Genomic DNA, 23,764 nt, shown 5'->3' on the forward strand with positions numbered 1-23,764 from the left:
AATGTTGTTCAAATACTTTGCTAAACCGCATTAAGACGAGCCTCAGCCTATCATTTTGTTCACAGAATTTAAGCATAATTATTCATAGTGCTACAAAATGCTACATCTTTGTCTGCAAAGGAATGTGTGAGTTTTGTGTTTTTCTTGTGTTATCAGATTGTACAAAATGCTACGTGAAAGTGTTGAGGTTTTCTCCAGCTTGAGTGCTTAGATGGTATGCCGCTAGGCAGCTGGCCCGTAAAAACGGCTCGCAATAACAATAATGGAGAAAGCAAAGTGAAGCTTAAAATACTAACTTGTACTATTGCTGCCGCCCTTTATGGTGCTGGTGCTATGCAGGCTGCTGCTAGCATAGGCGATGTACATCAACTTAAAGGTTTGCAGTTAACACCAGAGCAAATTGCAAAATTAAATGCCCCAGAAGCCAAGATCGATGATTCAGATATTGGGGTGGGTCTAAACCTACAAATTACTCCTCAAGCTAACAAATTCGAATTTGAGGAAGGGTTAACGGGTGAGCAGATTTACATCGTTCGTCTCAATCAAAAACCACTGGCGCAAGTTAGTACGGAACTGCTCGCCAGTTCAGCTACCAGCAAAACCTTTGGCAAATCGTCAAACTCAAAATTATTCGTTGCCGGTCAACCCGCCAGTAGCGCTGTAAAGAATTATCGCAGCCGCTTACTCGACAGCCAAAGACAAGTGATTGCTGACATTCAATCGACCGTGGGTTCACGTCAAGTACGTCAACAATTTACCAATGCGGTCAACGGTTTCTCTATCGCAATGACACAGGAAGAGGCGCAGCGCGTATCTCAATTAGCCAATGTGTCTTCGGTTCGTCGCTCAAAAACCTATGAACTATTATCGGATGCGGGCCCTGAGCTAATCCAAGCCGACAAGATTTGGTCGGGCGAAGCCACCCCAGATGCGGGTGCCTACAAGGGTGAAGGCATTATCGTTGGTATCGTCGATACCGGGATTAACTCTGATCACCGCTCCTTTGCGGCCGTTGGTGACGATGGCTATAAGCACAGCAACCCATGGGGTGCGGGTAACTACATAGGTGACTGTACTAAGAGCGGTTTTGAGACCATGTGTAACGACAAGTTAATTGGCGTTCGCTCTTATCCTGTGATTACCGACAATTTCACCAGCGGTGTTTATGGTGCGACTCGCCCAGCTGTGGGTGAAGACTATCAAGGTCACGGTTCACACGTAGCCTCTACCGCAGCGGGTAACGTGCTGCTGGATGTGGATTATGTCAGCCCTGAAGGCGGCAAAGCCGTTTCCGATGGTGCTGTGATTAAACCGAATCTGTTCCCACGCATGAGTGGTGTTGCCCCCCATGCCAACATCGTCGCTTACCAAGTGTGTCATCCTGACAACCAGCTCAATGCGGGCTGTCCAGGTGAGGCGCTGATTGCGGGTATTGAAGATGCAATTAACGATGGCGTTGACGTCATCAACTTCTCCATCGGCGGTCAAGATTCAAACCCTTGGGTTGACGATGTGGAATTGGCCTTCTTATCGGCTCGTGAAGCGGGGATTTCCGTTGCGGTTGCGGCGGGTAACTCTGGCCAACCAGCGGGTTATAAAGAATATTTTGGTCTGATTGACCACGCGTCACCATGGTTAATGAACGTAGCGGCCAGCACCCATGCTCGCGAAGTGGAAATCACGACTAAGCTGATTGACCCTATGGGCGGTAGCGAGGTGCCAAAATGGAGCGAAATTGTTGGTGGTGCGATTAACGCGGCACCAGTCACGGGTATGGTGGTTAACGCTAAAACCTTTGGTGATGAATACTGTGCTAAACCTTTCCCTGCGGGCACCTTCGATCTGAAAGATGGCGACGGTAACCCAACCGATGTGATCGTCGTGTGTAAGCGTAACAGCTTATCAGACACTGCCGGTGTTGCGCGTTCCGCGAAGGCGGATAACGTCAAAGCGGGCGGTGCCGATGGCATGATCATGTATAACTACGCGAACGGTGATGCGCTGGTGCCTACGGCTTCTTACTCTATTCCAAGTATTCATATTACTAAGGAAGAGTGGGATGGTCGTTACGATAACGGCATGGCGGGTTATGGTCTAAGTGATTGGCTGGCAAAGGGTAACTACCACATGCTGACCATTTCTGGCACGACCATCGAACGCACTATCGACCCAGAGCGTGCCGATTGGTTAGCGGCATTCTCTTCTCGTGGCCCAAGCCCATCGACGCCTGAAGCGCTGATCCCAGCTGTTGCAGCGCCTGGTGTGAATATTTACGCGGCCTTTGCCGATGAACATCCATTTAGCGGTTCACCTGCATCGGGTGACTTTGCCTTCTTAAGCGGAACTTCAATGGCATCGCCACACGTGGCGGGTTCGATGGCCTTGTTACGTCAAGCTCAGCCAAGTTGGAGTGCAACTGAAATCCAATCGGCACTGGCGATGACGGCTGAAAACAAAGTGCATTACTATCGCTTGGATGACAAGAATGGTGATGTGGCTTTAGCCTCAACTTACCGTGCGGGTACTGGCCGTATCAACGTGGCCAATGCTGTGAATGCGGGCTTTGTGATGGATGAAACCGTTGAGCGCTTTAAAGCGGCGGATCCTCACAACGGTGGCGCGGTGCACAAACTGAACATTCCACAGTTAGTGAACTTCGAATGTAAGCCTAAGTGCCAATGGATCCGTACCATTAAGGCGACTAAAGACGGTACTTGGAGTGTGACCAACGGTGATGTGATTAACTGGAGTGTCGATTCACGTTCACAGTTAGTGCAAAACGGTGTGTCTATTAAAGTATCGCCAAGCGAGTTTACGCTAGCTGCGGGTCAAACCATGGATATCGTGGTCGAAGCATCGATCATGGATACTCAAGATTGGTTCAGTAACGCGGAAGTGGAACTGCATTCAAACCTGATCTTCACCGAAGCCAACGGCAAAGCCTCTGAGGCGCATTGGCCTGTGGTCTTCAAATACGACAAAAACGGTATGCCAGGACGCTTAAGCGCAGTGGCTCACCGTAATGATGCAAACGCTGTAATCAAAGGTATCGATTTACCTGAAGGTGACAACATTCATGGTCGTATCTTTAGCCCAGTGAAAGCGGATGTGAAAACCGTTGTGCTGCCAAAAGATAACGATGGTAACTTCCCATGGAGCAGCAATGCGGATATGACCATCAGTATGGATGAGCGTATCGACGAAGCTACCCATGTGGAAATGATTGATGTGCCAGCAAATGCTCGCCGTTTAATCGTCGAATCTTTCGGTACGGCTAAGTCTGATCTCAGCGCGACGTTAGATAAAGGCAACCTGATCGTTTATGTCGGTAAGGACTATAACGGTAACGGTAAGGCCGATCCTTTCGAAGAACTGCTCTGTGTGTCTAACCACATCCAATACAACAACTTCTGTAATATTAACCAACCAGAAGAAGGTCAGTATTGGGCGTTATTCTACAACCCAAGAAAAGGCACTGCGGCGAACAACTATTACAATGCGCTGGAAGAAACCTTCCAATATGCGACGACCGTTGTAATGGACCAAGTTGCCAGCGATATGAGTGTTGAAGTACCTGCGAGCAATGGTCGCGATCCTGTCGATATCAAAGTTAACTGGGATATGCCAGAGATGAAAGAAGGTGACGTGTACTACTCGTTACTGGACTTTGGTACCTCAGAGGTTAACGCCGGTAACATTGGTAAAGTCGCCTTTAAACTCGAGCGTGGCGTAAATGATGTTCACTTAGACGCAACGCAAACTGCGGCTGTGGCTGGCGATCAAATTCCATTCACCTTCGAAGTGCAACCTAACGATACGGGTGCAGACCGTGCATTTAGTATTGTCGCGACCATTCCGTCTGGACTCAGCCTACGCCCTGAGGACGTATTGAGCTCTTCAAGCGCGATTGTGCAAGATGTGAAACTGGAAAATGGCAAGCTGACGATCAGTGGTGTTCAACCCGATACCAGCGATCTGGCGCCACGTTACAACGTCACCACTAACATTGATGACGCTATGTGCCGTACGCCAAACTTTGGTAACAAGAAGCCAGGCGGTTACGTGAACTTAGAAGAGTTCTCTATCTACCCAATCTTCAGTGGTTTTGCGCCAGTTGAGTATGGTTCTAACGGGAAGGCACTCAGCGGTAAGGATAATAACATCCTGTATCGCAACGGTATTACCTTACCAATCAGCACTGTGTTTGGTGGTGCGTTCGACAGTTTCCACCTGTATAACAACCAAGACAAGATCAACGTTTGGAAGCAGAACGCCTTGGAAATTCGTGGTCACGGTATCGTGTCCTTATTCCAAGGGCAGCCATTCTTCTACCCATACCATGACATCTTCCCATATAACAGCTTCCCATATGCCTCTATCGGTATGTTGTGGCGTGGATTTGGCCTAGGTGCGGGTGCGACTCAAGATATTCTGAGTGCGCCATTGATCAATACATCAGCTGAGCGTTCGGGTATCTCTATTGCGAGTACTCAAACCGGTTGGGGTATCTTGGAATACGATAATGCACGTTCTTATAAGTCATTAGGATACGATGCAAACCGTGTTTACCAATGGGAAGAGAAGGACGATAGATTCGACTTCGAGCTTATCTTCAACGTGAACACCCGCTTCGGCGACGGTGAATACGAAATGATGATGGCCTACGACAATATCAACTTTGGTTCTCAAGATGGTCGTGGTTCTATCGGTCTGCAAGGTTTCCAAGGTGGTTTATATAGCTATGGTCCATTGCAGCAGTACCTCGGTGAGCAATACGCCTTCGATAACCTGAAGGACAAAATCAGTAATGGTTTAGTCGTGTGTTATGACTACGTTGGCCCAGAGTCGTCACAGTTTGAAGTGACTGCATGGACTACCGTGAAAAATAATGCTGCAGGCCAAGCACTGACGGTTGATGCGGTTAGCCAAGTTGAAGGTATGGCTGACATCAGCATGAGCCACACTGTGACTGTGCCATCCAATATCAGCATTGGTGCTATTGCCGACCAAACGATTGCGGAAAACACGAGCTTAGAAGGTCTGAAGGTTGTATTTGCCGATGAGCAAAACAGCGTGAACAAGATCACCGTAGCCGGTGAGCACATCAGCGCTGTAGTGAATGGCAATACTTCAGGTTCAACCATCACAATTACACCAGAAGCTAACTTCCACGGCGACGTAGAAGTCACAGTGACGGTAAGTGATGTGGAAAACCCAGCCGATGCAGCGAGCACCAGCTTTATGCTGACCGTTGAATCCGATGGTGTTGAACCGACCACTCCAGTGACACCGACTACACCAGAAACACCAGCTAAAGATAGCAGCGGTGGTGCATTAGGTGGTTTATCTATGCTACTGGCTCTCGGTGCATTGATCAGAAGAAGAAAAACTCACTAATCATGGGTTTGACTTCCTAGTCAATTGATATTTATCCTGAATTTAGGATGCCGGCAAATGGATTTTGCCGGCTTTTTTGTTTATGGAATCCGCGATACTTCGAAGATTTCACATTTCACTTTCATTAAATTGTCTTTTTAGTGGCATAATCTTGCTCACTTTATGCATCGAAAGGCAAAGCTTATGCTGCAGATATTCTTACGTTTTTTTTCCCTTGGGTTGATGAGTTTTGGTGGACCTGCGGCGCATATCGGCTATTTTCGACAAACCTTTGTTAACGAACTCGGCTGGCTCGATGATAAACGCTATGCCAGCTTGGTCGCCTTAAGCCAATTTATGCCGGGACCGGGATCGAGTCAGGTGGGGTTTGCCATTGGTTATCATCGCGGTGGACTGCTCGGCGCCATCTCGGCCTTTGCCGGATTTACCTTGCCTTCCTTTATATTGATGTATCTGCTGGCGGTGACGACTGCCGCTTGGCTCGATAACCTTTATATGCAGGGCATAGTCCATGGCTTAAAACTGTTAGCGGTCGTGGTGGTGGCAGACGCTGTACTGGCGATGTTTAGCCAGTTTTGCCAGCGTAACACCGCGCGTTTACTCATGCTTGGCAGCGCCGCGGCCATGTTGATTTTCCCGTTCTTGTGGACCCAAATTGCGCTGTTAATCCTTGCTGCGCTTTTAGGCTTGTCACTCCTCAGTGCGAGCGAGAGTGAAGTGCAAAAGTCTGAACCCATTCGCTTGAATTACCTGAGCCTCGCTATATTTATCGCCTTGTTTGCGGGGAGTTTTTTTGCCATTAACTTCGGCGCCGAGGCGGGGATCTTTGGCGAATTCTACCGTGTCGGCAGCTTAGTCTTTGGTGGTGGTCATGTGGTGCTGCCACTGCTTGAGACCACAGTTGGCGATGCGATGAGCGGCGATCGTTTTCTCACAGGTTATGCCTTTGCCCAAGCTGTGCCTGGGCCTATGTTCACCTTTGCGACCTTCCTTGGCGCCGAGATGATGCTAGACAATCCCTTTGTCGGTGCGGCTATTGCCACCATCGCTATTTTCTTACCGGGATTTTTATTGATGCTGGTGGGCTTAAAGAGTTGGCACGCGATTGCCGCCAGACCCAAGATTGCTGGCATGCTCTCGGGCGTGAATGCCTGTGTGGTGGGATTATTGGCGGCGGCGTTGTATCAACCCGTGTTTACCCAAGGCGTGTTATCCGCCGTGGATATGGCGGTGGTGTTGCTCGGTTTTGGTGCGCTAAAACTCTTTAAACCGCAGATGGTACTGCTGGTTCTTGGCTTTAGCGTATGCGGTATCGGATTGATATTGCTTGGTTAAACTAAATTATCGACATGCTAGCTGGTGCAAATTAATACAATATTTGTTAAGTCAAACCCAAAGGTGTTGCACCGTTTTGGCTATACTTCAGAAATATAAAAAAATATAAGCTCGATCACCCTGGAGTAAGCAAGCATGTCGAATTTAAGTCTGCGTAATAAATTACTGCTGTTGTCTTTGTTTCCCCTCATTTTGACCCTGTTAGTGCTCATGACCGTTTCCTACTATGTCGAACAAGAATCCCTCGCGGAAGAAGTGGTGACCTTTAGGACGAAACTGGTTGGCGAACGTAAACAACAAATCAAAGAAGCGACCGAAATTGCCGCCGGAATTGTGCAGTATCAATTGTCCCTCAAGGACCAAGGCAATGTGAACCAAGCGCTGCGTGATATTCGTTTTGGCAGCGCCGGTTATTTCTTTATTTATGATTCCCAAGGTAAAAACATTTTCCACGCCTTAATGCCGAATCTCGAAGGTCAGAACAAAATCGATATGACAGACCCTCGCGGTACTAAGATCATCGTCGGTTTGTTGGATGCGGCCAAACGTGGCGACGGTAACTTTTCCTATTACTATCAAAAGCCCAATACCAACGAGCAAATCGAGAAGATTAGCTACGTGATGATGGTTCCGGGTACCGACTGGATGCTAGGTACTGGGGCCTATATCGACGATATCGAAGCCGTGGTCGAGGATTACCGCCAAACCGTGACCGAACAAATGGCCGATAAATCCTTCATGATCCTGTTAATTGCCCTCGTGCTGACGGGGATCACGGCCTTTATCATTATGGTTGCAGCCCATCGTATGGTGGTGCCGATTAAAAATATGGCGGACAGCCTGAATGATATCGCCAAGGGGGAAGGGGATTTAACTAAACGCTTAAGCGTGAAGGGCGAGGATGAAATTGCTCAGTTAGGTCAAGCCTTTAACTTATTCGTCGATAAGCTACAAACCATTATTGGCGATGTGGCAAACGCCACGGCTAAGGTGAAATCCGCCGCCAATGCGATTCATGACCAAACCAAAGTGATGTCGAGCCAACTGCTGAGCCACAACAACGAGACAGACCAAGTGGTGACGGCCATTACCGAGATGTCGTCTACCGCCAGTGAAGTGGCGCAAAATACCACCCAAGTTGCCGAGGCGACCCAAGCGGCGACTGGGGATGTGGCCAATGCGCAGCGCTGCGTCGATGCCTCACTCGAAGAGATTGCAGGACTGATGGCGCAAATCAATAATGCCGCGGGCAGCATTAAGTCCCTAAGTGAGCAATCGCAAAAGATTAACAGTGTCTTGTCTGTGATTGGCGGCATCGCCGAGCAAACCAACCTGCTGGCCCTTAACGCGGCGATTGAAGCCGCCCGCGCCGGTGAGCAGGGGCGTGGCTTTGCCGTGGTGGCCGATGAAGTGCGTAATCTTGCTAGCCGTACTCAGGCAAGTACCTTAGAAATCAATGAAATGCTTTCAGAACTCCATAAGCTGGTGGCCTTGGCAGTCAAAACCATGGACGAGAGCCAGCAGAGCTGCGTGCGCTCGGTGGATTCTTCCCGCGCTATTTCGGAAAGCTTAGGCTCTGTGACATCGGCGGTGACTGCGATTAACGATATGAGTACCCAAATTGCGACGGCGGCGACCGAGCAAAGCTCTGTGACCGAAGAAATAAACCGTAACGTTTATGCCATCCAAGAGATCGTTAACGAGCTGCTGCACTCCAGTGAAGATGCGGCCAAGGTGAGTCAAACCGTGTCTCAGGAAGGGATTAACCTAGGTAAATTGGTGGGGCAGTTTAAGATTTAACTCGGCTAATTAAGCAAGTTAATTAAGCAGTTAATTAAGTTAGCGAATAAAAACGGGAGACAGTGTCTCCCGTTTTTTATGTTCATCTTTGGGCTTAATTTTATGCTTGCTATGCAGCCCTAGGCTGGTTCACTCACCTTTACAGTTATCTTCTCAGTCACCTTTTCAGCCCTAACCGCACAGACCTTATATTCGGGAATATAAGCCACAGGGTCGAGCGCATTGATGGTGAGCTTATTGGCCGCTGCTTCCACAAAATGGAACGGCAGGAACAGCACGCCCGCTTGGGCGCGTTTAGTCACAAAGGCATCGATTTCAATCTCTCCGCGGCGGGTCGTGAGGCGAAGTTTATCGCCATTGTTTATCCCCAGTTGCTCCGCATCATAGACAGAAATCATCACCTTAGGCGCGCCGAGTAGATCCAGCCCAGGTGTTTTACGGGTGAGTGTGCCTGTGTGGAATTGCTCCAACAGCCGCCCCGTCGACAGCGTCAGCGGGTACTCGTTGCAGGGCATTTCAGCAGGCAGGCGATAACTAACGGGGGTAAATAAGCCTAAGCCTCGAGTGAATTGGTTTTGGTGCATAATCGGCGTCCCGGGATGGTTTTCATCCGGACAGGGCCATTGAATCCCTTGAGAGATTTGACCTTCTGCATTGGCACTTAATCTGTCCCAGCGAATGCCGCGATACTGCGGAGTAAGTTCGTTGATCTCGCACCAGATAGCTTCTTCGTTGGCATAATCCCAGTTAGCGCCCATGGCATTAGCGACCGCTTGTACTATCTGCCAATCGGGCAAGGCTTCACCCGGTGAGGCGAGTGCTTGCTCGAGTCGCTGTACCCGACGCTCGGTATTGGTAAAGTGGCCGCGTTTTTCTACGAATGCGGCGGCGGGCAAGACCACATGGGCAAGCTCGGCCGTCTCGGTTAAAAAGATATCCTGCACCACTAAGAACTCGATTTTGCTCAATGCATTAAGTACATGGGCTTGGTCGGGGTCGCTGAGCACGGGATTCTCGCCCATCACATACAAGGCTTTAATGTTGCCCTTGGCAATATCATGCATCATATGGGTTGCGGTGACGCCAATCTCTCCCGATAACGGCGTTTGCCAGTGGTCTTCAAAGCGCATTCTGGCATGAATATCCGTGACCTTTTGGTAACCGGTAAAATAGTTGGGTAGTGCGCCCATATCGCAGGCACCTTGGACATTGCTCTGGCCGCGAAGTGGATTAATCCCCGCGCCTGACACACCAATATTGCCGCAAAGTAGCTGCAAATTAGAGATGGCCGTGACGTTATCGTGCCCCGTCGTATGCTGAGTGATACCCATGGCGTAATAAACCGCGGTCTTTTGCGCAGTGCCTATGGTGCGCGCGAGGCGGGCAATGTCTTCGGCTTTTACGCCCGTGATTAGCGCTGCGTTTTCGAGGGAGTAATCCTCCTTGGCTAACTCCGCATAGAGGGCCTCAATGCCTTCGGTACGCTCGGCGATATAGGCTTTATCCTGCCAATCGTTACGAATAATTTCCGCCATAATGGCGTTGAGTAGCATTACATCCGTACCCGGTCTGTGGGCGACATACAGCTCGGCCTTTTCGGCAATGCCAACGCGTTTCGGATCGGCAACCAGCAAACGTGCGCCGTGTTGCATCACTGCCTGCTGAATTTTCGAGGCGATAATCGGATGGGCGCAGGTGGTATCCGATCCTAAGATAAAGATGACGTCCGAGTCCTTAATACTCGGAATATCATTGGTCATGGCGCCGCTACCAATACTCTGCTGCAAGCCTGTTACCGTCGATGAATGGCATAGGCGGGCGCAGTGATCGATATTGTTGGTGCCAAGAACACTGCGGACAAACTTTTGCAGCACAAAGTTATCTTCGTTGGTGGCCTTAGCTGAGGCGAGACTGGCGAGGGCATTGCTGCCATCTTTTTGTTTTATCTCGGTTAAGCGTTTTGCCACATAGGCGATGGCTTCGGGCCAGCTACTCGGTTGCAGCTCGCCGTTTTTACGGATCAGTGGCGTAGTGAGACGTTTGTCGCTGTGAATAAAATCGAAGCCAAAACGTCCCTTAACACACAGCATGCCTTGGTTAACGACCGAGTCCTTATTGCCTTCGATATGACGAATGCGATTGGCGTTGGGGTCGATTTTAAGGTCGAGGCGACAGCCCACGCCGCAGTAAGTACAAATCGTCGAGGCAGTTTTTAACTCTGTGCTATCGCCTTGGCGTTTATCCCGGGCATCGACCAGTGCGCCCGTCGGACAAACCTGTACACAGTTACCACATTGCACACACTGGCTATCGGCCATGCTCGCACTAAAGCCGACTCTCGGCGCGCGGCGCTCCATGTGTTGAGTCATTTCCTGCGGCAGTGCCTGATAGGAATCTTGACTAAATTGGATGGCGCAGTGACCGCTCTGTTGCTGACACACATCGACGCACTTACCGCAGCTAATACAGCGATTAGCATCGAATTGAATAAAGGGTGCGCTCTTATCAACACTGAAACGTCGCGCATTTTCAGTGGCTAAGCGTTTGGCCTCGACACCATAATCCGTGGCGTAATCCCTCAGCTTACAGTCAGTATTGGCCTGACAGGCGCACTCGAGGCAACGCGCCGCCTCTTGCATGGCGGCATCGGCGGGAAAACCTAACTCGACTTCACTGTAATTCAGTAGCCGTTGCAGCGCTGTGAGTTCGGGCATCTTCAAGCGGGGCTGACGCGGCGTATGGGGATAAAGCGTTGACCCTGCTTTTGACCTTGTTTCGGTTTGCTTAAGGGCGTTTGGAATGAGGGTGTTTGGAATGAGGGCGCTTGGAATGGTTTTGACCGAGTTAAACTCATGGGCATGTAAATCGCAGCTAAGGCCAATTTTTAGCATCTTATCAATAGCGATTGCCGCTTTACGGCCATCGCCAATCGCGGCTACGGCAGTCGCGGGGCCGCGGCGGGCATCACCCATCACAAACAGTTTTTCGACTCCCGATGACATGGTTTGCTCGCAGCCTATCAGGGTGTTCCAGCGGCTCAGCGCCAGTTCGCCATGGCTGAGTTGCCCTAAAGGATCCTGCATAAAACTCAGATCCGGCGCTTGGGAGACGGCGGCGATAACGGTATCGAAGGCCTCGGTAAAGGTTTCCCCTGTGTCCACGGGCGCGCGTCTGCCCGAGGCATCGGCTTCGCCGAGCGCCATTTTGCTGAAGGTGACAGCTTCTACCTGTCCATTGGCATCGCTATGATTTTCAATGGGATTGGTTAAGAAATGGAATTTAACGCCTTCAACTTCGGCCTCGTGTACTTCGTAGGCTTCGGCGGGCATTTCGGCGCGGGTACGGCGGTAGATTAAGGTGACATCGCAGCCTTCGCGCACGGCGGTGCGGGCGCAGTCGATGGCGGTGTTGCCGCCACCAATCACGGCGACTTTTTTGCCCAACTTCAATTGTTTGTCGAGGCAATGATCCTTAAGAAAATCCACCCCAAGGTAACAGCCCGCAAGTTCTGAGCCTTTATAGTTCATCGGCACCGCCTTTTGGGCGCCGATGGCGAGGCACACCGCGTCGAAATCGGCGACCAGTTGGGCTAAATGAATTTCATGGCCGAGGCGAGTATCCGTATGAATAGTTAACCCATTGCGGCACAGCAGTTCGATTTCTTTATCGAGAATCGCCTTGGGTAAACGGTATTCGGGGATCCCATAGCGCAGCCAGCCGCCCGCCTTGGGCATAGCTTCAAAAATCTCAACATGATGCCCTTGGTTTGACAGGTAATAACCGGCACTTAAGCCTGCCGGACCCGCGCCAATAATGGCAATTTTTTTGCCCGTATCCGCGAGGCGTAGTGGTTGATAACTGCCGCTTTGTTCATCGTCGGCCAAGTCTAAATCGGCGGCGTGACGCTTAAGTTGACGAATAGCAATGGGGTCATCGACGAGGCCGCGGCGGCATTCAGTTTCGCAAAATGCGGGGCAGACTCGGCCAATCGACAGCGGCAGCGGCAGGGTGTCTTTAATGACTTTTATGGCTTGGGTATGGTCGCCTTGGGCAATGTGGTACAGGTAAGTTTGCACATCGACGCCCGCGGGGCAGGCCTGCTGGCAGGGCGCCTCACAATCGGCAAAGTGGTCAGTTAAAATTGTGCTCAGTGCGGCTTGGCGCTGTTTGGTTAAATATGCCGATTGGGTGATGACCTTCATGCCTGCTTCGGCGGGCGTTTCACAGGCTTTTACGCAGCGCAGGCTGGCATCGGTGTTTTCGATTTGCACTAAGCAGAGGTTGCAGTCCTGTTTATCGGCGTTAGGCGCTGCGCCTAATTGCCGTGTCGCATCCGTTGGTTCGCACAGACTCGGAATGGCTATGCCCGCCTTACGGGCCGCCTGTAATAGGGTTTCGCTCGGCTCGGCCGTGACGCTGTGATTGTCGATGTTAAGTTCTATCATCCCAAGGCCTTTTATATTTGTAGGGTACTTGCTGCATTGGTGTAAACCGGCAGGCTTAAGGTGGGTTTGAGTATAACTAGAGCGCTTTAGAAGACGCTTATGGGCTGGGGAAGTTTGACGCTAAATTGCCGCTGTCATCACAAACCCGTGTCAGACTGTGCGCTGATGAAGGTTTGCTGGTGGAAAGTTGTGATTTGCTTGGTGTTTTGCATTTGATTTATCTGTATCTTGCTTAATCCTTTGAGGTTTTTAGTGATTATCACTGTTTAGCTTGCTCAAATTTATGTTTGATCGAGGCGTTAAACGGGTTATTTCATGTAGGATCACAGTCTTAACTAGGCTTTGTCTGTTAATCTGCTGGCGTCAGCGGTGCTTTTTAGGCTGATAAAATCGCCCTGAAGTGTCAACACGCCCTAGGTTTACAGCCGTTGTTAGGTTAAAATGCGCGGTTGCAAATACTGTTAATCGCCGCCTCCTTTGATGGAAAATCCATTGAAACGGCAAAAATAAAGCGAAGTTGAAAATCCATGTTTGAAGTTAATCCAGTAAAATTCAAAATTAAGGAGCTTGCCGAGCGTACGCAGCTTCTTAGGGGGTATCTTTGACTACGATGCTAAGCATGAGCGTCTAGAAGAAGTCAGCCGTGAACTTGAAAGTTCTGAGGTGTGGAACGAGCCAGAACGTGCTCAAGCCCTAGGTAAAGAGCGCGCCAGCCTCGAAGCCGTTGTCAAAACTATCGATGATATGGACGCCGGTCTAGAAGACGTTGAAGGTCTACTAGAGCTTGCCATCGAAGAAGAAGACGAAGATACCTTCAATGAAACCACCAAAGAGCTGGATTATTTAGAGAGCCGTTTGGCCGAACTCGAATTCCGCCGTATGTTCTCTGGTCAACATGATGCCTCCGATTGTTACTTAGACATTCAATCGGGCAGTGGCGGTACTGAGGCGCAAGACTGGGCCAACATGGTACTGCGTATGTACCTGCGTTGGGGCGAAGCCCACGGATTCAGCCCTGAGCTGATGGAAGTTACCGACGGTGACGTCGCCGGTATTAAGGGCGCGACCATTAAATTTACCGGTGAGTATGCTTTCGGTTGGTTACGTACCGAGACGGGCGTGCATCGTTTAGTGCGTAAATCGCCATTCGACTCATCGGGCCGCCGCCATACCTCTTTCTGCTCGGTATTCGTTTACCCAGAGATTGATGACGATATCACCATCGATATCAATCCTGCTGACTTACGTATCGACGTATACCGCGCCTCGGGTGCGGGTGGTCAGCACGTTAACCGAACCGAATCTGCGGTACGTATTACCCACTTACCGACCAACACGGTAGTGCAGTGCCAGAACGACCGTTCACAGCACAAGAACAAAGATTCGGCGATGAAACAGTTAAAAGCCAAACTGTTCGAATTAGAAATGCATAAGCAAAATGCGGAAAAGCAAGCCGCCGAAGATGCCAAGTCTGACATCGGTTGGGGCAGCCAGATCCGTTCTTATGTATTAGATGATTCCCGTATTAAAGACTTACGCACTAGCGTGGAGACGCGCAATACCCAAGCGGTACTCGATGGCGATCTGGACAAGTTTATCGAAGCCAGTTTGAAATCAGGGCTGTAATTAATTCAAAGGTATAGACGAGAAATAAGATGACTGAACAAGTACAAGATGAAAACAAACTGATTGCCGAGCGTCGTGCCAAGCTAGAAAGCATTCGCCCGAACTGCAGCGCTAATGCTCACCCTAATACTTTCCGTCGCACCCACAAAGCGGCTGAGTTGCAGGAAAAATACGGTCAAAACACTAAGGAAGAACTCGAAGCCTTAGGTTTTAAAACCAGTATCGCTGGCCGTATCATGGCAAAACGTGGCCCATTCCTCGTGATCCAAGACGTGTCTGGTCGTATCCAAGCTTACGCTGAAAAGGGCGTTCAAGCGGATCTGAAGGATAAATACCAAGGTCTGGATATCGGTGACATCATCGGCGTAACTGGTCAGTTGCACTTGTCTGGTAAAGGCGATCTGTACGTGAACATGGAAGAGTACCAACTGCTGACTAAAGCACTGCGTCCTCTGCCAGAAAAATTCCACGGCCTGACCGACCAAGAAACCCGTTACCGCCAACGTTATGTGGACTTAATCGTTAACGAAGAATCTCGTCAAGCCTTCGTTATGCGTTCAAAAGTGGTTGCAGCTATCCGTAACTTCATGATCAAGAAAGAGTTCATGGAAGTTGAAACCCCAATGATGCACGTGATCCCAGGCGGCGCTTCAGCCCGTCCATTTATCACTCACCACAATGCGCTGGACATGCCAATGTACCTGCGTATCGCGCCAGAGTTATACCTCAAGCGTTTAGTGGTAGGTGGTTTTGAGCGTGTGTTCGAAATCAACCGTAACTTCCGTAACGAAGGTCTGTCGCCACGCCATAACCCAGAATTCACTATGATGGAATTCTATATGGCCTATGCAGACTACAAAGATCTGATGGACTTAACCGAAGAACTGTTAAGCTCAATCGCGATTGAACTGTTAGGTAGCGCGCAAATGCCATATGGCGAGCACACTGTTGATTTCGGTGGCCCATATGCCCGTTTAAGCATGTTAGAAGCGATTCAGAAGTACAATCCTGACAACGCGACTATCCAAGCTATGACTTACGAGCAAGTGAAAGATCTTGAATTCATGCGTGAACTGGCTATCAGCCTAGGGATCAAGATCGAGAAGTTCTGGACCTGTGGTCAGCTATTAGAAGAGATCTTCGGTGAAACCGCTGAATGGCAGTTAATGCAACCGACTTTCATCACTGGCTACCCAGCGGACATTTCGCCACTGGCACGTCGTAACGATAACAATCACTTCATCACTGACCGTTTCGAGTTCTTCATCGGTGGCCGTGAAGTGGCTAACGGTTTCAGCGAGTTAAACGATGCTGAAGACCAAGACAGCCGCTTTAAGGCGCAGGTTGATGCGAAAGACGCGGGTGACGACGAAGCCATGTTCTACGATGCAGACTACATCACTGCACTGGAACACGGTTTACCACCAACAGCGGGTCAAGGTATCGGTATCGACCGTTTAGTGATGTTATTCACTAACACTCACACTATCCGTGACGTGATCCTGTTCCCAGCGATGCGTCCACAGGCCTAAGCCTGTTAGGTGTTGATTCAACACCAAGAGCGAGTAATAAAAACCAGCCGTTAGGCTGGTTTTTTTATGGCAGTGATATTTTTACTTGCAAAGCTTTTGAGTTGTTTCACTATAAAAAAACGATTTTATAGGTTTAGTCACTGCTGATGGCTATTGTCATGGATCGTGCTGCTTAGTTATTCATTTATGCTAATGTTTTACGCTGTTATTTTGCATTAATTTTTTAATGTAAAAAGTGCTGATATTACTGATAAAAGTCGATGGGGATTCTATTCCTTTTTTCACAGACCTCTTATACTTAGCTTCAACCTTGTGCGTAGCACATTCGACTTATTTAACGACTCAGTGAAATCTACATGAAGATCCCTTCTCTGCTTGGTAGTTTTATCTTGGTATGCAGCAGTTTAACTGTTGCCGCGACAGCGCATTCTGCCGATTCGGCCTCTGTCACTACAAAAAGCACCGCCACGGCGAAAAAAGCCCCTGCAAAACAGCAGGAAGTGGCCGCCAATAGTGCACTGGTGGTGGATCTAAAAACCAACGAAATTCTCTATTCCAGTAATCCCGATGCCGTAAGGCCTATTGCCTCTGTGACTAAGCTGATGACCGCCATGGTGACCTTAGATGCTAAGTTGCCTATGGATGAAAAGCTTGCCATCAATATCAATGACACTAAGGAAATGCGCGGTGTCTACTCTCGAGTGCGTATCGGCAGTGAAATTAGTCGTAAAGATATGTTATTGCTGACATTAATGTCATCAGAAAACCGTGCCGCAGCGAGTCTTGCCCACCATTATCCCGGTGGCCATAAGGCCTTTATTAAGGCGATGAACGCTAAGGCAAAAGCCCTAGGTATGAAGAATACTCGTTATGTGGAGCCGACTGGGCTGTCAGAGAAAAACGTTTCGAGTGCCCGCGATCTGGTGGTGTTACTCAAGGCCAGCGAAGGCTATCCCATGTTAGGTCAGTTAAGCTCGACCGAAAAGAAAACCGTCACCTTTGGCAAACCTAAGTACAGCCTCGACTTTAGAAACACTAACCGTTTGGTTTACAAAGATAACTGGAATATTCACCTCACTAAAACTGGCTTTACCAATGAGGCTGGCCACTGTTTAGTAATGCGTACTGAAATGGCTAAACGCCAAGTGGCCTTTGTGGTGCTCGATGCCTATGGTAAATACACCCATATGGCGGATGCCAACCGTTTACGTAACTGGTTAGAAACAGGCAAAGTGACTCCTATCCCTGCCGAAGCGAAGCAGTATAAAAAGCAGCGCAGCCAGCAGCAGTTTGCCAAAGTCAGCGAGACCTAAGCAGACATTAATTGCTTATCCACTCAATAAAAAGGCCAGAATCGTTCTGGCCTTTTTGTTGTCATTTTTCTAGCACTTTTGTTGTAGAGGATTGATTGGCTTCACTAATACCAATCGTATTAAATATCTGTTCATTCAGCGGGAGTTAAACGGGCTTTAGACAAGGCGAAGGCTTGAAGGCATAGTGGCGCTCTGTCGAAAGCCTTAAACGCAGTATAAAGTACGTTTAACCCCGCCCTTGGGGAGCCTCACTGGCATCTCACTCCCGTGTTACATTGACTTAAAAGGGAATAACCATTTCTTCGTCAATGCGCCTTGGATTGAGATGCCTGTGAGGCACTGAACTGATTAGATATTTAATGTGATTGGTATAAAACCAAGCAATCATCCCGCTAAGGGTGCGTTGTGTGGCGATACGCCGTATCATTGGCGGGATTTTTCTCTCAAGGATGATATGCGTGTGGCGTTAATCTTAAAAAAACTCCAGCTGATCTATGTGCCCTTTATACTGCTCTGCCTGCTATTTGTCTCAGGTTACAGCTTGCTCCATTGGTTGTTGATTATCGAGTTCCAACTGCTGAGCATTGACGAATCGATTATCAATTTCTGGTTGCCACTGATATTGCCTTGGCCCTTGCTGTTTTTCTACTTAAGGCCGAGGCTCAAGTTATTCCGCTTTACCAAGAGTAATAGCCGTTTTATCTATTTTGTGATTGCCGTGCTGTTGCTCGCCGTGCCCACTATCGTGGCGCAGGAATACCTTAATAGCGCAACGGGCAAGCTGACTCAACTCGAGTCCATCAATGCACTATTGCATCAGCCGCAAACCAAGTATTACCAATTAAATCAGTTTTATATCGACAAAAAACACATAGGGGTGCAGCGCAATATTGAGCCCATAGGCAAGGGCAACAGTGAGCTGCGCATGAGTCTGTATATTGCGATGCCGATTTTCGCTAAACGTAACGAGAGTTGGCGGGTCGGTGCTAAGGCCTTGGCATGGTATGGCAAAGTTTATGAGAAAACGATCAGTAATCGACTGGAACAGCAGGAGAAAGAAGCGCTATTTCAAGAGTTTATTCATCATAGCCTGCAAGAGTTTAATGCTTTAAATCCTGATGACTTTGTCTATCTTGACCGTATCGGCCCGTCGAACCGTTACAGTCAGTTACTCACCGCAGCCCAAAAAAGCTCAGTCTACTTCGAGGGTTATCAAACCGTCTTGATGCCAGTGAATCACCCCTTCGAGGCGCGTAATGGTCATAAACTGGCGTGGATTATCGCTTGGTTAAGCTTTGGGGCCATTCTGTGGTTGTTGATGAGTCTGATGTTAAAGCTGGATGAGACACAGGCGTCTAAGGCGGCACAGCTAAGCCTAGAAAAACCTAAGGCGGAGCTGTATGGCTTTTTAGCCGAATTTAAACCTCGGCAGGGCTTTGTTATCACGCCTATCTTGCTCTATATCAACAGCTTGATATTTGTATTGATGGCCTTTGCCAGTCAACACTTTATCGCTTTTCCAAACAGCGTGTTACTCGATTGGGGGGCAAACCTTCGCCAGTTAGTGCTTGAGCAACAAGTCTGGCGTTTACTCAGTAATGTGTTTTTGCATGGCGGCCTGATGCATTTGGTTTTTAACTTATATGGGCTGTTTTTTGCGGGGATGTTTTTGGAGCCGCTGCTGGGTAAATGGCGTTTGCTCGGGGTCTATTTGTGCTGTGGCTTAGTGGCGAGCATAGCCAGCATTGGTTGGTATGAGGCGACAATCAGCATTGGGGCTTCGGGGGCCATCATGGGGCTATTTGGCGTGTTGATTATCTGGATATGGTTGGGCTTATTGCCTTTGGCGGACAATATGCCACTCGCCCTGAATCTGGCTCTATTCGTCTCTGCCAGTCTTGTGATGGGGCTTTTTGGCGGCGTGGACAATGCCGCGCACCTTGGCGGTTTAGGCTGTGGATTATTGCTTGGGAGCCTACTTCGACCAACGCGAAAGACGGCCATACAGCATAAATAACAGCCTAAGGTGATTGCTGAAGCTGACCGTAAACAGGCAGCTTCAGCAATCTTTAAACACTGAGGGTTGAATCGAAACGGTAGGGTAAGCTATTAGAAATGCTCGGTATTAATCAACTTACCGAGCTGATCGTAGTGGCTCCAATCCCCCGCTTGGCGGTCGGCGATATAGCTGCCTTCACTGCGTTTTTCGCCACTGGGCCAAAATTGCTGCCATAAGCCTTCCCTGCGATCCTTAAGATAAGTGCCCTGTTCGGCGAGTTTGCCATTGGTGTGGTAATAGCTGGCATCGCCTTCCTTCTGGCCCTTTAACCAAGTTTCACTTAGTTTAGGTTTACCATTTTGGTGGTATTCCCTGCGCTCGCCGTCGAGCTCGCCTTTAGTGTATTGGGCTTCGAGTTTGAGCTGGCCATTGCTGTAATACTCTTTGCTGCTGCCATGTTGTTGGTTATCTAAAAACTCGCTGCTGGCGGCTAAAATGCCATCCTCATACCAGCTTTCCCACAGTCCCGTTTGCTGACCTTTATCCATTGTGCCGCTCAGTTTGAGCTGGCCATTGTTAGGATAATATTCGACATAGGTGCCCGTTTTATCATTGTTATCATAGGTTTCTAAACGATAAACCACTTGCTTAAAGCTGTAGTACTCGCTTGTGCCGTTACGTTTATTATCCTTCCAATGGGTTTTCTGGCTGATATTGCCCTCGGGGATTGCGCCATAGGTTGGGTCTTTGGCTTCGTAGCGGTAATCAATCCAGAGACCGGTTTTTTGATTATCCTCATATTGGCCAGTGACGCGGCGTCGACCTTGGTAATATTCGGCATAGTCGCCATTGAGTTTGCCGTTAACAAAAGTCTGCTCTTTTTGTTTTTGTCCCTGCTGATATTGGATCCACAGTCCCTCTTTAACGCCGTTTTGATAATCTCCTTCCTCATTGAGATCGCCATTGTAGTACCAACGGCTAAAGTGGCCATCGAGGGGATAGCTATTACTGTTATCGGGTTTTGTGCGGGCGTAGTGGGCGAGTTCTCTTGGTTTGCCATTGTCGTAAAAGGATTCGTATTTACCGACCCACGCGCCTTCGATGCGCTCACCGCGTTCATTCACCGAGCCATCCTCATAGTAGGACTCAGATCGGCCAGTGAGTTTGCCATCGACATACACATCTAAGCTGCGGAGTTGGCCATTGGTGTGGTAACGACGGAATTCTCCGTCTCTTTGACCTAGCTTCCATACCTCAGCGGTTTGCAGTTTACCGCCGTTATAGCGCTCAAATAATCCATCCTTCAAGCCCATGTTGTAGCTGCTTTTATCGATAAGATTACCGTCCGCATCATAACGCTCAGATGGGCCATGCAAGGGGTATTGACCATTATCGGCCAGTTGCGAGTCCTGATAGGTTCGCAGCTCTTTCAGTTGGCCGTTGGAATGGAAATACTTTTGCGTGCCAGCGAGCATATCCTGCTTGTAGTTCAAATCGCTGGTCAGCACACCCTCAAGGTTAAAGTATTGCTGGCGTCCCTCTAGTACATCGTTGAGGTATTGCTCCTCCACTTGGAGTTTGCCCAGTTCGTTGAATTGTTGGCATTTACCGTGGCGAAGCCCGGCTTGATAGTGGCACAGGCTTGCCAGTTCGCCACTGGGGTAAAAGGTGCGTTCTTCACCCTCGAGTTTATCGAGAGTAAATTGGCTGGCACTGGCCTTAGTGCCATCGTCGAAGAAGGTTTCCCATAAACCTTGGCGGCGACCGTCGGCATCGAAGCGGCCGCTTACAACGACTTGACCCTCGGCATTTTGCTCGAGGTAGGGGCCAGAGAGTTGGTTATTAGCGTAGGTTTGGCTTTGGGATAGAGTGCCGTTCTCATAAAAGCTTTCCCATTTACCGTGGCGAAGGTTATCGAGGTAGCTTTCTTGCGCCTGTAATTTGCCACTCGGGAAGAATCGTTTTACTTGGGACTTTTGGCCATTTTTATAGAGGGTGCTTTGGGTAACATTGCCCGTGGCGTTAAATTCCTTCCATTCGCCAACGGGGACTCCCTTGGCAAATTGCTGCTCCTCGGTCATGGCGCCATCTAAGTCGAACAGTCGCCAGGTGCCATCTTGGTAACCGAGTTGATAGTTACCTTCGACAATTCTGCTGTTATTACTATGAAAAACCTGCCATTTCCCATTCGGTATCCCCTGCGAAAATTGCCCTAAGGTATAACCTTGGTTATCGCGAACGATGGCGATATCGCCATTTAAGGGCATGCCCGTGGCGAGATTGTAATAGCTGGGAATACCGTCCTGCTGGCGAATTTCGACCATCATGGAGGAGAGGTTTTGCGCCGCCTGTGCATGGACACCGACTAGGCTGATCCCGGCAATGGCGAGGCTAATAAAGCGAAATGGCGAGTTGTACATGCTGATCCCTTGCTGTGGATCTTAGGGCCGCGCAATGGGCGGCCAGTATAAGAATCCTAACGTTTACACTATGTTGATGCTGTGCACTTTGGCCGAGTGCACGGCGAGTTAGTTTACGCGATTGGCGTTAAGCTAAACAGCTTAACGCCACCTGCTTTCGTTAATAAAAAGGAAACACGCTATCTTCAACGGGTAAGACGGGCGGCGGTGTTTCCTGATTTAAAAACTGGCCGTGATTGTAATGATTAATCACCTGTATCGAGCCATTATTCTCAAACTGGTATTGCTTACCATGCAAGTTACCTTGGTCGTCATAGTTAGCAATTTCGAGCACATAATCCTCGACTGTACGCAGTTCCCAGTGGCCGACTTGTTTACCCTGCTCAAAACGGCCATGCCAAGAGCGTCTTTCAGGATTCGGCCTTGGGCGATATTGGAATTCGTTATCGGTGAATACCCAATCGCCTTGGCGCAGTTCATTAAGGTATTCGCCTTTTTCATACACTTGGCCATTACTGGCGTAACGCTGGACTAAACCATCGGTTTTGCCATGTTTAAAGTGCATGGATTCAAGCAACTGCCCTGAGTTGGTCTTGTTGAGGTATTCACCGTGGAGCTGGCCATTATCATCGTGGCTATAGGTGATGGTGGCGTCATCTTGAAATTTCTTCCAAGTGCCTGCTTGTTTATCCTTGGCATATTGGCCTTGCTCTACCAGCTGACTTTTACCCGTGGCAGGCTCAATTTTTACCGTCTCATAGGCGCCTTCACGCTTACCCGCCTGATAATATTCACGGGTGAGGGTGATGACATCGTTGTAGTCGAAGGATTTGATTTGTAAGCCATTCAATTGCTTATTGAGTAGCTCCTGGCGCTCGATTAACAAGCCTTGTTTGAAGGTTTCGGAGAGCGACCCGTTTTTGAGTTTGTCCTCTTCTTGAGTCTCAATCAATTGGCCATCGCGATAGCGCTGCTGTTTGCGATAAACCCAGCGATTACCTTGGTATTTGCTGTCGGTTGTGCGTTTTATCACACCCTTGTCATCGTATTCGATGGACTGGATGACATCGCCCTTATCGTTGGTCACTTCCTTTAATTTGAGCTGGCCATTTTCAAAATAAGTAAGCTGCTCACCGACCTTATAATTCTGTTGATACTGGAAGTGGTGCTCTACCTTGCCATTGTCAAAATAGCTGAAATAGTCGCCGTGTTTTTTATCTTTAAACCACTCTTGGGTCGAGATGACTTGCCCATTTAGCCCCCAAGTGGTCTCTGTGCCTTGCAGTAGGCCATCAACCTTATGTTCCTCTCGGTTGAGTTTGCCTAGATTAAAATATTGGCTGACGCAGGTGGGGTCATGGCAGATTTTGGCGGTGACTTCACCTTCGGGACTAAAATTTTCGCTGATACCGACGGCTTGGCCATCTTTATAGGTGGTTTTGTTGCGGATATTGCCGCCATTCCAATAACCCGTTTCTTGGCCTTGTTTTACACCATTTTCGTAGTGCGACTCAGTATATAACTGCCCCGTGGCAATGTACTTTTTGATGACGCCATCGAGCTGACCTTGCGCGTTACGAAAGCCCTGTTCGTAGGGGGTTCCATCGTCGAAGTGACATTGATAAGGCCCGCGAAATTGCTCGCTAATGAGTGCCTTACCGATATTTTTATCGGCGATGGCCGTTGAGCAGAAAAGCCTATTCTTCTCTTTGTAGTAAACCTCGATCTTGTAGTAACCATCAGTCTGATCAACGGGTTGCTCAAAATAGTACAGAGCTTTTTTCTCATCCTTGATGACATTCCAATTGGCATCGAGTAATACCTTTTCCGCATTGGCATGGGTACTGATGAGGGCGAGCGCTCCTAGGAGCAGTTTTACAGTAAATGGACGCATAAC

The 23,764-nt window shown here is 49.0% G+C and carries 10 protein-coding genes; 7 read left to right on the forward strand and 3 right to left on the reverse strand.

Features of this window, described 5'->3' with window-relative positions; genetic code table 11:
* Positions 1–276: 276 nt before the first annotated feature.
* The 3 genes from CF168_RS04270 (at position 277) to CF168_RS04280 (ending at position 8,532) form a co-directional block, all read left to right on the forward strand.
* On the forward strand, positions 277–5,397 hold the full coding sequence (locus CF168_RS04270; RefSeq protein WP_089068895.1) for a S8 family serine peptidase: 5,121 nt from the start codon (positions 277–279) through the stop codon (positions 5,395–5,397).
* A 183-nt stretch (positions 5,398–5,580) separates the two neighbouring features.
* Positions 5,581–6,732 carry a chromate efflux transporter gene (gene chrA / locus CF168_RS04275; RefSeq protein ID WP_089067090.1) on the forward strand — a complete coding sequence of 384 codons (1,152 nt, stop codon included), beginning with the start codon at positions 5,581–5,583 and terminating at the stop codon, positions 6,730–6,732.
* A gap of 135 nt (positions 6,733–6,867) precedes the next feature.
* Positions 6,868–8,532: a methyl-accepting chemotaxis protein gene (locus CF168_RS04280; RefSeq protein ID WP_086902671.1), complete on the forward strand. Its 1,665-nt coding sequence runs from the start codon at positions 6,868–6,870 to the stop codon at positions 8,530–8,532.
* Positions 8,533–8,651: 119 nt separating this feature from the next.
* Here CF168_RS04280 and fdhF read toward each other — a convergent pair whose 3' ends face one another.
* A complete protein-coding gene (gene fdhF, locus CF168_RS04285; RefSeq protein ID WP_089067091.1) occupies positions 8,652–12,977 on the reverse strand; it encodes a formate dehydrogenase subunit alpha in 4,326 nt (1,441 codons plus the stop codon).
* A gap of 527 nt (positions 12,978–13,504) precedes the next feature.
* Between fdhF and prfB the strand changes: the two genes are divergently transcribed.
* The 4 genes from prfB to CF168_RS04305 all read left to right on the forward strand — a co-directional run bounded on the left by prfB (position 13,505) and on the right by CF168_RS04305 (position 19,465).
* Positions 13,505–14,603, forward strand: a protein-coding gene (gene prfB, locus CF168_RS04290; protein ID WP_161629216.1) for a peptide chain release factor 2 whose coding sequence is annotated in 2 segments (ribosomal slippage) — positions 13,505–13,579 and positions 13,581–14,603 — 1,098 coding nt in all. Because the reading frame shifts where the segments join, the coding sequence is not laid out codon by codon here.
* A gap of 29 nt (positions 14,604–14,632) precedes the next feature.
* The gene (lysS, locus tag CF168_RS04295) at positions 14,633–16,135 is read left to right on the forward strand and encodes a lysine--tRNA ligase (RefSeq protein ID WP_089067092.1); all 1,503 of its coding nucleotides are present in this window, start codon (positions 14,633–14,635) and stop codon (positions 16,133–16,135) included.
* A gap of 356 nt (positions 16,136–16,491) precedes the next feature.
* Positions 16,492–17,448 (forward strand): D-alanyl-D-alanine endopeptidase, encoded by a 957-nt coding sequence (pbpG, locus tag CF168_RS04300; protein ID WP_011621623.1) that lies wholly within the window; start codon positions 16,492–16,494, stop codon positions 17,446–17,448.
* A 454-nt stretch (positions 17,449–17,902) separates the two neighbouring features.
* Positions 17,903–19,465, forward strand: a complete 1,563-nt coding sequence (locus CF168_RS04305) for a rhomboid family intramembrane serine protease (protein ID WP_089067093.1) — start codon at positions 17,903–17,905, stop codon at positions 19,463–19,465.
* A gap of 92 nt (positions 19,466–19,557) precedes the next feature.
* Here the strand turns inward: CF168_RS04305 and CF168_RS04310 are convergent, their stop codons facing one another.
* Together CF168_RS04310 and CF168_RS04315 are read right to left on the reverse strand one after the other, a co-directional pair.
* Complete coding sequence (locus CF168_RS04310; protein WP_089067094.1) at positions 19,558–21,867, reverse strand: toxin-antitoxin system YwqK family antitoxin; 2,310 nt, start codon at positions 21,865–21,867, stop codon at positions 19,558–19,560.
* Between the two features lie 160 nt (positions 21,868–22,027).
* On the reverse strand, positions 22,028–23,761 hold the full coding sequence (locus CF168_RS04315; RefSeq protein WP_089067095.1) for a toxin-antitoxin system YwqK family antitoxin: 1,734 nt from the start codon (positions 23,759–23,761) through the stop codon (positions 22,028–22,030).
* Positions 23,762–23,764 lie beyond the last annotated feature (3 nt).

Origin of the sequence: Shewanella bicestrii (assembly GCF_002216875.1) — a bacterium.
Taxonomy (GTDB): domain Bacteria; phylum Pseudomonadota; class Gammaproteobacteria; order Enterobacterales; family Shewanellaceae; genus Shewanella; species Shewanella seohaensis.